The organism is Shewanella maritima, assembly GCF_004295345.1.
GTDB lineage: Bacteria > Pseudomonadota > Gammaproteobacteria > Enterobacterales > Shewanellaceae > Shewanella > Shewanella maritima.
Genome location: NZ_CP036200.1, coordinates 2,227,501 through 2,239,516 on the forward strand (window position 1 = coordinate 2,227,501; position 12,016 = coordinate 2,239,516).

At 45.9% G+C, this 12,016-nt stretch carries 9 protein-coding genes, 2 tRNA genes and 2 rRNA genes (1 of these 13 cut by a window edge); 4 read left to right on the top strand and 9 right to left on the bottom strand.

The features are described 5' to 3' along the window. The 4 genes from EXU30_RS09460 to EXU30_RS09475 all read right to left on the bottom strand — a co-directional run. Positions 1-1,040: ribosomal RNA gene (locus tag EXU30_RS09460) — 23S ribosomal RNA — on the bottom strand (it extends 1,847 nt beyond the left edge of the window). A gap of 295 nt (positions 1,041-1,335) precedes the next feature. Beyond that, positions 1,336-1,411 (bottom strand) — tRNA-Ala (locus EXU30_RS09465). 113 nt (positions 1,412-1,524) lie between these two features. After that, positions 1,525-1,601, bottom strand: a tRNA-Ile gene (locus tag EXU30_RS09470). 199 nt (positions 1,602-1,800) lie between these two features. Continuing rightward, positions 1,801-3,352: ribosomal RNA gene (locus EXU30_RS09475) — 16S ribosomal RNA — on the bottom strand. Together the 16S and 23S rRNA genes with 2 tRNA genes alongside form the textbook arrangement of a ribosomal RNA operon. A 660-nt stretch (positions 3,353-4,012) precedes the next feature. On the opposite strand from EXU30_RS09475, the gene EXU30_RS09480 reads away from it, so the two are divergent. Next, positions 4,013-4,477, top strand: a complete 465-nt coding sequence (locus EXU30_RS09480) for an RNA recognition motif domain-containing protein (protein ID WP_130599487.1) — start codon at positions 4,013-4,015, stop codon at positions 4,475-4,477. Positions 4,478-4,608: 131 nt separating this feature from the next. On the opposite strand, the gene murI is transcribed toward EXU30_RS09480, so the two are convergent. Then, positions 4,609-5,379, bottom strand: a complete 771-nt coding sequence (gene murI / locus EXU30_RS09485) for a glutamate racemase (RefSeq protein WP_130599489.1) — start codon at positions 5,377-5,379, stop codon at positions 4,609-4,611. Positions 5,380-5,510: 131 nt separating this feature from the next. Here murI and trmA point away from each other — a divergent pair, with 131 nt between their 5' ends. Beyond that, positions 5,511-6,608 (top strand): tRNA (uridine(54)-C5)-methyltransferase TrmA, encoded by a 1,098-nt coding sequence (trmA, locus tag EXU30_RS09490; RefSeq protein ID WP_130599491.1) that lies wholly within the window; start codon positions 5,511-5,513, stop codon positions 6,606-6,608. A 182-nt stretch (positions 6,609-6,790) separates the two neighbouring features. Here the strand turns inward: trmA and fabR are convergent, their stop codons facing one another. After that, complete coding sequence (fabR, locus tag EXU30_RS09495; RefSeq protein ID WP_130599493.1) at positions 6,791-7,414, bottom strand: HTH-type transcriptional repressor FabR; 624 nt, start codon at positions 7,412-7,414, stop codon at positions 6,791-6,793. Positions 7,415-7,564: 150 nt separating this feature from the next. On the opposite strand from fabR, the gene EXU30_RS09500 reads away from it, so the two are divergent. Continuing rightward, positions 7,565-8,671 carry a fatty acid desaturase gene (locus EXU30_RS09500; RefSeq protein ID WP_130599495.1) on the top strand — a complete coding sequence of 369 codons (1,107 nt, stop codon included), beginning with the start codon at positions 7,565-7,567 and terminating at the stop codon, positions 8,669-8,671. A 74-nt stretch (positions 8,672-8,745) separates the two neighbouring features. On the opposite strand, the gene cysQ is transcribed toward EXU30_RS09500, so the two are convergent. Together cysQ and nudE are read right to left on the bottom strand one after the other, a co-directional pair. Next, the gene (gene cysQ / locus EXU30_RS09505; RefSeq protein WP_130599497.1) at positions 8,746-9,555 is read right to left on the bottom strand and encodes a 3'(2'),5'-bisphosphate nucleotidase CysQ; all 810 of its coding nucleotides are present in this window, start codon (positions 9,553-9,555) and stop codon (positions 8,746-8,748) included. A gap of 213 nt (positions 9,556-9,768) precedes the next feature. Next, positions 9,769-10,323, bottom strand: coding sequence for an ADP compounds hydrolase NudE (gene nudE / locus EXU30_RS09510; protein ID WP_130599499.1), 555 nt, complete (start codon positions 10,321-10,323; stop codon positions 9,769-9,771). A gap of 79 nt (positions 10,324-10,402) precedes the next feature. Between nudE and yrfG the strand changes: the two genes are divergently transcribed. Further along, complete coding sequence (gene yrfG / locus EXU30_RS09515; protein WP_130599501.1) at positions 10,403-11,068, top strand: GMP/IMP nucleotidase; 666 nt, start codon at positions 10,403-10,405, stop codon at positions 11,066-11,068. A gap of 159 nt (positions 11,069-11,227) precedes the next feature. On the opposite strand, the gene EXU30_RS09520 is transcribed toward yrfG, so the two are convergent. Beyond that, positions 11,228-11,989 (bottom strand): type II secretion system protein N, encoded by a 762-nt coding sequence (locus EXU30_RS09520; RefSeq protein WP_130599503.1) that lies wholly within the window; start codon positions 11,987-11,989, stop codon positions 11,228-11,230. Between the last annotated feature and the right edge of the window lie 27 nt (positions 11,990-12,016).

Below are 12,016 nucleotides of genomic sequence, written 5' to 3' on the forward strand. Positions count from 1 at the left end.
GCTGTCTAAGCCTTCCCACATCGTTTCCCACTTAACATACACTTTGGGACCTTAGCTGACGGTCTGGGTTGTTTCCCTTTTGACGACGGACGTTAGCACCCGCCGTCTGTCTCCCGCATAGTACTCATTGGTATTCGGAGTTTGCAAAGGGTTGGTAAGTCGGGATGACCCCCTAGCCTTAACAGTGCTCTACCCCCAATGGTATTCGTGCGAGGCGCTACCTAAATAGCTTTCGAGGAGAACCAGATATCTCCCGGTTTGATTGGCCTTTCACCCCCAGCCACAAGTCATCACCGCATTTTTCAACATACGTGTGTTCGGTCCTCCAGTTGATGTTACTCAACCTTCAACCTGCCCATGGCTAGATCACCGGGTTTCGGGTCTACACCTTGCAACTAAACGCGCAGTTAACACTCGGTTTCCCTACGGCTCCGCTATTCGCTTAACCTCGCTACAAAATGTAAGTCGCTGACCCATTATACAAAAGGTACGCAGTCACGGTCTCAAGAACCGCTCCCACTGCTTGTACGTATACGGTTTCAGGTTCTATTTCACTCCCCTCACAGGGGTTCTTTTCGCCTTTCCCTCACGGTACTGGTTCACTATCGGTCAGTCAGGAGTATTTAGCCTTGGAGGATGGTCCCCCATATTCAGACAGGATGTCACGTGTCCCGCCTTACTCGATTTCATCACTGGTTAGTTTTCATGTACGGGGCTATCACCCTGTGCCGCTGTGCTTTCCAACACATTCCACTAACACCCCAATGACTTAAGGGCTAATCCCCGTTCGCTCGCCGCTACTAGGGGAATCTCGGTTGATTTCTTTTCCTCCGGGTACTTAGATGTTTCAGTTCCCCGGGTTTGCCTCCTAACGCTATGTATTCACGTTAGGATAATTGCTTATGCAATTGGGTTTCCCCATTCGGACATCGTTGACTCAAATGCTTGTTACTAGCTCGCCAACGCTTTTCGCAAGTTACTACGTCCTTCATCGCCTCTGACTGCCAAGGCATCCACCGTATACGCTTAGTCACTTAACCATACAACCCAAATGAGTCTTACTAATGTAAGTCATTCAAGCCACATAGGTGACTAGCTGGTTTATTTGATAAATCACATCAATGAGTAAACTCATTCATGTGTATCGCCTTAGTTTTAGAATATTCAAGACACTTAAATAGTGTTTTGAGAACTCAATTATTTCGCATTTTATGTTTTCACATAAAAATACTATCAGCTTTCCAAATTGTTAAAGAGCGGGCTTAAAAAAGCCAAAGATAAATTGCTTTATCTTTGGCCTCTCTAACCAAACTAGTAAGTACTGTCAGATGTAAGTGGTGGAGCTATGCGGGATCGAACCGCAGACCTCCTGCGTGCAAGGCAGGCGCTCTCCCAGCTGAGCTATAGCCCCATTTACATGCAGTTTGTTTATACGCTAAAACCAAATCAAGCTAATCAAGGCGGGTGATGACGACGTTTAGCCTGCTAAACGAGTTATCAACCAGCGCAGAGTAGCGAAGATTTTGGTGGGTCAGAGTGGACTTGAACCACCGACCTCACCCTTATCAGGGGTGCGCTCTAACCAGCTGAGCTACAGACCCATTTATGCTTGTTTCTTTACTCTATTACTGCGTTGCTTTTCATCGCTCGGTCGTCGTGTAGTGTACTACACGTCCTCCCTCGCTCTTCAAGCGCCTTGTTCTAGAGCAAATTAACTACGCCTAAACGATTGCGTATAAATCTCTTACTATTAATCAAGTAATCTGTGTGAACACTCAACAAAGTCTAAATTCGTGTCGATAAGGAGGTGATCCAGCCCCAGGTTCCCCTAGGGCTACCTTGTTACGACTTCACCCCAGTCATGAACCACAAAGTGGTGAGCGTTCTCCCGAAGGTTAAACTACCCACTTCTTTTGCAGCCCACTCCCATGGTGTGACGGGCGGTGTGTACAAGGCCCGGGAACGTATTCACCGTAGCATTCTGATCTACGATTACTAGCGATTCCGACTTCATGGAGTCGAGTTGCAGACTCCAATCCGGACTACGACGTACTTTCTGAGATTAGCTCCACCTCGCGGTCTCGCAACCCTCTGTATACGCCATTGTAGCACGTGTGTAGCCCTACTCGTAAGGGCCATGATGACTTGACGTCGTCCCCACCTTCCTCCGGTTTATCACCGGCAGTCTCCCTAAAGTTCCCACCCGAAGTGCTGGCAAATAAGGATAAGGGTTGCGCTCGTTGCGGGACTTAACCCAACATTTCACAACACGAGCTGACGACAGCCATGCAGCACCTGTCTCAGAGTTCCCGAAGGCACCAATCCATCTCTGGAAAGTTCTCTGGATGTCAAGAGTAGGTAAGGTTCTTCGCGTTGCATCGAATTAAACCACATGCTCCACCGCTTGTGCGGGCCCCCGTCAATTCATTTGAGTTTTAACCTTGCGGCCGTACTCCCCAGGCGGTCTACTTAATGCGTTAGCTTGAGAGCCCAGTGTTCAAGACACCAAACTCCGAGTAGACATCGTTTACGGCGTGGACTACCGGGGTATCTAATCCCGTTTGCTCCCCACGCTTTCGTACATGAGCGTCAGTCTTTGTCCAGGAGGCCGCCTTCGCCACCGGTATTCCTTCAGATCTCTACGCATTTCACCGCTACACCTGAAATTCTACCTCCCTCTACAAGACTCTAGTTCGCCAGTTCCAAATGCAATTCCCAGGTTGAGCCCGGGGCTTTCACATCTGGCTTAACGAACCGCCTGCGTACGCTTTACGCCCAGTAATTCCGATTAACGCTCGGACCCTCCGTATTACCGCGGCTGCTGGCACGGAGTTAGCCGGTCCTTCTTCTGCGAGTAACGTCACAGCTAGCGGGTATTAACCACTAACCTTTCCTCCTCGCTGAAAGTGCTTTACAACCCTAGGGCCTTCTTCACACACGCGGCATGGCTGCATCAGGGTTTCCCCCATTGTGCAATATTCCCCACTGCTGCCTCCCGTAGGAGTCTGGGCCGTGTCTCAGTCCCAGTGTGGCTGATCATCCTCTCAGAACAGCTAGGGATCGTTGCCTTGGTGAGCCATTACCTCACCAACTAGCTAATCCCACCTAGGTTCATCCAATCGCGAAAGGCCCGAAGGTCCCCTCCTTTCCCCCGTAGGGCGTATGCGGTATTAGCAGTCGTTTCCAACTGTTATCCCCCTCGACTGGGCAGATCCCTAGGCATTACTCACCCGTCCGCCGCTCGACGCCGTTATCGTTCCCCGAAGGTTCAGATAACTCGTTTCCGCTCGACTTGCATGTGTTAGGCCTGCCGCCAGCGTTCAATCTGAGCCATGATCAAACTCTTCAATTAAAAGTTTTTACGAACTTTCGTTCGACTCAATGAATTCTACTGTCATGCGTCAATTTAAATTGAATCATCAATTCAAATTAACTTGTGTCGTATGAACATCAATGAGTTTTAAATTTTGTGACTCACTCGAAAGTGAATCTGTCGAATTTAAAGCTCTGTGAATGTCCACACAGATTACTTGATAAATTGTTAAAGAGCGTTGACCGTTTAAGTGGTCAGGGCTGCGTATTTTACGCATTCCCTTGTGAGCGTCAAGCGTTTTTTCAAACTTTCTTTTCGCCCTTGATTTAAGTGGTTAGTTACCGCTCAAACCAAGCTGTCAGGCTAGCTGCGCTTACTAAGCTTATCGCTTAATGTTTGCTGCTGCGCCGTGTCAGTGGGTGCGCATTATAGGGGGTTTTGATTGGCGCGCAAGGGGGGATTTGGATCTTTTTATTCAAGCGTCGATCTTTTGTTCAGATCGCTGCATTTTTAATTGATTTCGCCGCTTTTAGGGCAGTTTTAGTGAGAATTTCATTGAAAGCACTGCTTGCAGTATTGAGTTACGCTTATTTTTTCATCGACTTAAGATGAAATTGGTGGTTAAGCTAGTCATTATTCATTAATATGTAAGCGTTTTTAACAGTATTTTATCAATTCATATTCATTCGAGACAATTTTATGCAGAAATCATTGATTATGGTTTTGGTTGCAGCACTCGCTGGTGCATTTGTGTTTTCTCAATTTGCAACTGACCTTGCCCCGTTCGTTAGCTACTTAGTTGGCGTTATTGTAGCGACTCTTATCTTTACTATCTTTGCCACCCCAACAGTCAACCGTGCAGACGAGCCATATAATGGCCCAACCATGACACTTTATGTTGGCAACCTTCCTTACCGTGTACACGAAGGTGAAGTCAAAACCTTATTTGGCGAGTATGGTCCTGTTAATTCAGTGCGCCTGGTACGCGATCGCAAGACCGGACGTCGTAAAGGATTTGGTTTCGTGGAAATGTCAGAAGCTGGTGCTAAGAAAGCGATGACTAAACTAAACGACTACAACTTCCAGGAACGTACATTGAAGGTACGTGAGGCTAAATCTCAAGAAAACGAAGCTAAGACCGCGAAGCTGAGTAATCGATTTTGAGTCGGCAGTGGTTATTTATCATTGCCGACTTTTATTATTTATTCTTTCTATTAAATCTTTCCCTAAAATTTTATCCTTCAGCCTTATCCCTATCTTATTAGCGCACCTTCACTACCAGCTGCGATAATCTCTTAGTTCAACAAACTAAAGTGGTCAAAGCCTCTATTAACCATTGCCTGATACAACGACTTAGAAATTTGCTGGGTATAAGCGCAAGATATAGTGGCATCGTTTACCCCTGCATCCGCAACTAAAGAATCAACCCGAGCTGCAATTGCTGCACCTGAGTCTAGAAGACTAATTGAGTGACTGAATGCTTGGGTAATTTCAGTTTTTAATAGCGGAAAGTGCGTACAACCTAATACCAAGGTATCAATATTCGGGTTATCAAGCGGGCTGATAATTTGCTGCAACCTCGCTAAATCAACACTCTTGCCACTGAGCTTGTCTTCTGCCATCAGCACTAACTCTGACGTACCGAGCAAGCTTACCTGACAATTGGCGGCAAAATCATTGATAAGCGCCTGAGTATAAGGTCGCGATACTGTTCCCGGTGTCGCAAGTAGCGCGATGTGCTTAGTCTTTGACTGCAAGGCTGCCGGTTTAATTGCAGGCACTACTCCAACCACAGGAATAGACAACACAGCCCTTAAAGCAGGCAATACGAGTGTGCTTGCTGTATTACAGGCGATAACCACCACCTGCGCCCCCATCTTTGTAACCTGCTCAGTAACCAGTTTCACGCAGCCAGTAATAAGTGCTTGTTCAGCAAGATCGCCATAAGGCAGACGAGCATTGTCAAACAGGTAATGAATGCTGTGATTGGGCAACTGCTTATGTATATGCTCTAGCACTGACAGACCACCAATACCTGAATCAAATACGAGAATGGGACCAGACAAGCGTTACTCCAAGAATAGGTGCTTACCACACCTTTTTATATGAATTTACTAAGATAGCTTAATGCCACTGGACATCAGCGGTGTGTAGTATAATATTTGCGCCCTTATTTTACAGCCTTAGGTGACACAAAATGAATTTAGCAGCCATGGATCCCCAAAACTACCAAGCTCAGCTTGAACAAAAGCAAAGCGAGCTTAGCGAATCTTTTGCTGAATTCACGCCACCAGCGCTAGAAGTATTTGCATCTGAACCTGCTAACTACCGTATGCGCGCCGAGTTTCGTGTTTGGCACGATGGTGAAGATCTTTACTACTATATGTTCGACAAAGCACTTAACGAGAAAGTGCGTACTGAGCAATACCTACCAGCGGGCAAGCTTATTAATGACATGATGACCGCATTAATGGAAGAACTTCGTCCAAATCGTGACTTACGATGGAAACTGTTCCAGGTAGACTTTTTATCGACACTGAGCGGTGAGATTTTAGTGAGCCTGCTGTATCACCGACAACTAGATGATGCTTGGCGTGAACAAGCTGAGCAAATGAAGCAGCGTTTGTCTGAGCGCTTTAATGTTAACTTTATCGGCCGCGCGCGAAAGCAAAAAATCGATTTAGATAAAGACTACGTGGTTGAGTCACTTGAAGTTGACGGTCAAACATTAAAGTACAAGCAAATTGAGAACAGCTTTACTCAGCCAAATGCTAAAGTTTCAGTGAAAATGCTGGAGTGGGCTATTGATGTCACTAATAACAGCACAGGCGATTTGCTTGAACTGTATTGCGGTAACGGTAACTTCTCTATTGCTTTAGCTAAGAATTTCGATCGCGTACTGGCAACTGAACTAGCCAAACCGTCGGTTGATGCTGCCCAGTACAACATTGCCGAGAATAATGTCGACAATCTGCAAATCATTCGTATGTCTGCAGAAGATTTTAGCGATGCCATGGCTAAAAAACGCAAATTCAGACGCTTAGAAGGTATCGATTTAGACAGCTATAACTGCAATACTATCTTTGTTGACCCGCCACGCGCAGGTATTGATGACGATACTCTGGCATTAATGCAAAACTACGACCGTATTCTTTATATCTCTTGTAATCCAGAGACGTTAAAAGACAACCTCAAGGTATTGAGCACTACCCATAAAATCAGCCGCTTTGCGCTGTTCGACCAATTCCCATATACCCACCACATGGAATCGGGCGTACTGCTAGAGCGAAAATAATAGCGCTAGCGCGTAAGGAATAGTGTTAGAGGGAAGAGTTAGTGCTGGCAAATAAATAGCGCATTGGCTTGGTTCTACTAGCAACCAGTGCTAACACCACAAGATCAATAAAGGCACCATGAGGTGCCTTTATCATTTATATGGTCTATCCCACACACAGCAATACCGTGCTGCAATAGAGATTAACTATCAGCGCGACTTTCCAGCTTGCTTTGCAGTGCATCTGCGCCAGTTGCCACAATTCTTAGCTGCATCACTAATTGGTCAGCCAAACGCTTACGTTCAGCACGCTTTAAATCTAACGCACTCGCTCCGGCATTAAATACCAAAGTCACCAAGGCCTCTGCCTGCGCGCGAGCTAACTCCTCCGTGCGATTAGCAGTAGCAACGGTATAGTGGGTTAGCTCTGAAATAAAATGTTCAATCTCACGTTCAACCGCTGCGCGAAACGCCGCCGATGTGCCAGAGCGCTCATGCAATAAAATACGAAATACGTTAGGGTTAGACTCAAGCACTTCCATAAAGGTATCGACAGAAATACGGATAACACTACCGCCTGCTTCAGCTCGCTGGCGACCTTTACGCATCATCTGTCTTAGGGTCAATCCACCTTCGTCAACCATGGTTAAGCCAAGCTCATTCATGTCTTTAAAGTGGCGATAAAAAGAGGTTGGCGCAATCCCCGCTTCACGGGCAACTTCACGCAAGCTTAGGCTAGAAAAACTTCTTTCGGCGCTCAATTGATTAAACGCAGCATCGACTAATGCACGACGGGTTTTTTCTTTTTGTTGAGCTCTAACACCCATTAGATGATCCATTTAGTCAAGATTAATTCACAGATGATACCGTTTTTAAAGCAAAAACACAGCCCTTAGCAACTTGACCCTTAACTGCTTCCAAGCTAAATTAGCTTACACATGTACGCTTAATTTTCTTAGTTGTTTTGGATAATTACAATGAAAAAACCACCCATTATCTGGCTTAACGTTATCTTGTTTGCCAGTACCCTGCTTGCCACTGTTACCCTGATCCCTTGGCGAGCAATCACTCACGGTTTTGATGGTATCGAGATATTTGCGCTGATTGCCTTAGCCTACGCAAGTGGCTTGTCAATCACAGCTGGCTACCACCGCCTTTGGTCGCACAAAGCTTATAAAGCACACCCTGTAATGCGATTCATGTTCGCACTAGGCGGCGCGCTGGCCCTGCAAAACAGCGCATTGCACTGGAGTAGCGATCACAGGGTTCACCACAAACACGTTGATAACAACGATAAAGACCCATACTCAGCTAAGAAAGGTTTTTGGTATAGCCATATCGGTTGGATGCTACGTGAATATCAGGCTAGCCGTTACCACGACTACAAAAACGTGCGCGATCTACAAAACGATAAGATTGTCATGTGGCAACACAAGCACTACTTACTGCTCGCCATTCTAATGAACGTTGGCCTCCCCGCATTCTTAGGTTGGCTCAACGGCGACATTCTATCTATGTTACTCATGGCAGGCTTATTGCGTTTGGTTATCGTGCATCACTGCACCTTCTTTATTAACTCATTAGCACACATCTGGGGCTCACAGCCGTACACCGACAAGAATACAGCCCGCGATAACGCTTTTCTTGCCTTGTTGACATATGGTGAGGGTTATCACAACTTCCACCACATCTTCGAGAATGACTATCGCAACGGGATTAAGTGGTGGGATTACGACCCAACTAAGTGGTTAATTAAATCAATGAGCTGGGTGGGCCTTGCAAAAGATTTACGCAAAGTACCGCAAGAGCGCATTGAAGCAGCCAAATTACAAATGCAGTTGCTGCGTACCAAAAACAAGGTTGCGCATCTGGCAAACTATGATGAGATTGTCGATAAGCTACAAGCTGAGTATGAGCTAATGAAACAACACATTAGTGAGTACTACCGCGCCAAGAAAACCTTACTGGAAGCCAAGCGCGATGAGTTGTCAGTGCAAAACCTTACTCAGCAAGTTGACTCACTTAAGCTTAGACTCGCAGAGCAACAGCGCAGCTGGAAGCTATTGGTCGCCAGTTACGCCTAAGCAATAGTGCTTAATAAGCTCCGGAAATAACAAAGCCGCTCATTGAGCGGCTTTGTTATTTGCAACTGTTCAAGTTAGCCTACAAGTAATTCATCCCAGGGCAGACTTGGCATGCCTACTACGATGAAATTAGGGTTTTCTAGACTGTCACGCTCATTGTATGACAAAGGCTGAAGGTTGAGATCCATAATAGCGCCGCCAGCTTCCTCAACAATAATTTGAGCAGCGCCTGTATCCCACTCACCCGTTGGCCCTAAACGTACGTAACAGTCTGCACGGCCTTCTGCCACTAGGCAGCTTTTAAGCGCGGCGCCGCCGAGTACCACTAACTGGCAATGCTTGGCATTATTGAATAGCTTTAGTACTGACTGTGGATCTTGACGACGACTGACTGCAATACGCAAGTGGTCGTGTTTATCTTGATCTACTTGGTTAGTCTGAATACGGGTTTCGCCTTTAGTATCGCGCTTGTAAGCACCAAGACCCGCAATAGCGTAGTAACAAACTTCTGTCATTGGCGCATAAACCACACCAACGATTGGGCGATTGTGCTCAACGAGTGCAATGATCACCGAAAAGTCACCACTGCCTGCAATAAATTCACCTGTGCCATCTAATGGGTCGACGAGCCAATAGCGTTGCCATTGCTCACGCTCACTCAATGGAATATCGACAGATTCTTCACTTAAGATTGGGATATCTGGGGTAAGCGCAGCTAGTTTGCTACATATAATGTCGTTGGCAGCGAGATCTGCTGAGGTGACTGGAGTGTTGTCGGATTTAATTTCGCGCTCAAAATCACCTTGTTGATAGATCCCGCGGATTTCCTTACCCGCGCTTGTGGCAATATCGATGACCTGTTCAATGATGTCTTCTGGCTTCATTACTTCTCCATATACTGGAAACTCAGCGAAAAATACGACTATGGGTTAACTCTAAATATCTAATATTACTAATTCTAGGCTAGTACTGGGTAAACCGCTTGATTATGGCTAAGGTCTAGTTCAGCCAGTGCCAAGCGGCATATATTCTTACGTATAGGTAAGTGAGTCTTGAGACTGCCCGACTAAATCTTGCAGAGCCAAATCTGGTAAAGCTTAGCCCTGTTGAGCTAAAAACTGCTGCGCTAAAAACAAAGCGCTCACGCTGCGAGACTCACTAAAATCAGGGCTAGCAATCAATGCTTGCCAGTCTGCAAGCGGCCACTCTACGACTTCAATAGGCTCTGGCTCATCACCCTCAAGCTCACTGGCATATAAGTCTTCAGCTAAAAATATCTGCATCTTGCTGGCAAAGTAACTCGGCGCTAGTGATAACTGCTTAAGGTGCGTCAGTTTACGACTGGCAAAACCAATCTCTTCTTGTAGCTCGCGATTTGCCGCCTCGGCTGCGTCTTCACCAGGGTCTATCAAACCTTTAGGAAAACCAATTTCATAATTCTCGGTACCGGCTGCATATTCACGAGCAAGCAATAGCTGACCATTGCGCACTGGCACAACCATTACCGCGCCACTATTGTTGCCTTTCATTCTCTCGTACTGGCGCAATTCGCCATTAGAGAACTTAAGATCCACCTGCTCGACTTTAAACAAGCGACTTTGAGCAACCAGTTTAGTAGCTAAGATTTCTGGTTTAGGGTGCCGCTGTGTCATTCAAGCCTCTTATGTGACGCGTATCAAATTAATAGATACAATCTTACTACGCTAACCACAATCTACAACCGGTATTTGTATGTTTCCATGGCAAAAAATTGATGCAGTATTACTCGATATGGACGGTACTCTTTTAGACCTCCACTTCGACAATTATTTTTGGCTCCATTTGGTGCCAGAGCAATTGAGCCTGCAGCGTAATATTAACCTCGAACAGAGCCATCAACTGGTCAAACATGCATACAATCAGGTTGCCGGTACGCTCAACTGGTATTGTTTAGATTATTGGCAGCAACAGCTCGAGTTAGACATTATTGCCCTGCACCATCAGGCTAAAGATAAAATCGCCATGCGTGATGACACAATGCCGCTACTTAACGCGCTGGCTAATGCGGGTAAAAAGCGGATTTTATTTACTAATGCTCACCCTAAAAGCCTGGCTCTAAAACTGGAATACACTGATTTAGCAGGTGGACTAGATGCCATGCTCTCAAGTCACGAAAGCGGATTTGCCAAAGAGCACCCAGAGTTTTGGCGCTATGGATTTAACAAGTTTGACCTAGACCCGAGTCGCTGTTTGTTTATTGATGATAGCGAAACCATTTTAAAGGCATCTAAGCTTGCTGGTGTCGGTTATCAGCTAGGTGTGACCAATCCAGATAGCACCAAAGCACCGCACTCATTTGAGTACTTTAAACAAATTGATGATTACCAACAACTGGTTAACTCATTGGCAAATGCATAGAAAGCGAGTTGATGGGTTGAGACGTTATAAGGTTAAGAAATAGAAACGAGTAAGCAGTTACTAACCATGAACAAGTCAAACAAAAGCCCTTTGTGATCGCTTATCACAAAGGGCTTTTAAATTACTCTCGCAGCGATTTCGCCACTTGCATGTCAGGAATTACATGCCAGGAATTCGGCCTTGATAATTAATTGGGTAATAGCCCTGACTATCTTGTTTACCTAAGAAGGCTAACGCCTTAGTTAAATCTTCAGGCTGATTCGGTGTTGGCTTGATTTTCGCGGCGACCTGCACGCGCTTTTGATCAACCAAGGTAACAGTACCAGCAAGGCCGATATCATTACCTTTGTCCTCTGCGCTTAGCTGCACCTGACCATCAACGCAAGCAAGATTAAACGCCATATTGCCCAACGGGTATGCACCAAACTGATTGGTCACATCCACGCCGTTAACAAACAACTTACCGGTTAATTGCTCACACCAAGGCTGGCCTTGCTCGAACTTTTCCACAATGACAGATAAGTCACCCAGAACCTTAGTTCTAAATGGTAAGCGAGCGCCTGCTAACAAAAAGCTACTTGGCGCTTCAAAACGGAGATTCTCAGCCTTGATGCCAGACATAGATAAAGTCACATTCGCTTTACCGCTCACGGGTGTGGCGCGTGTACCTATGGTCACGTCAAGATCGGCTTGAGCCAGTAATAAACTCCAAGGATTAAGCTGCCAGCTAACTTGATCAATTTGGCGACGGTCAATCTTGAGCATATCTGCCTGACCCTGCCACAAGGTGCCCGATACACCAGATAGCTTAATATTGTGTGGTACTGGCGCAATACTCACTAACCAGTTGGCAGGTACATACGCCACCAAAAAGAAGACGTAAATTAGCAGCGCTAATAAGATTTTAAAAAATAGTTTCACAAAAAGACCTTAACGAACAATAACCTT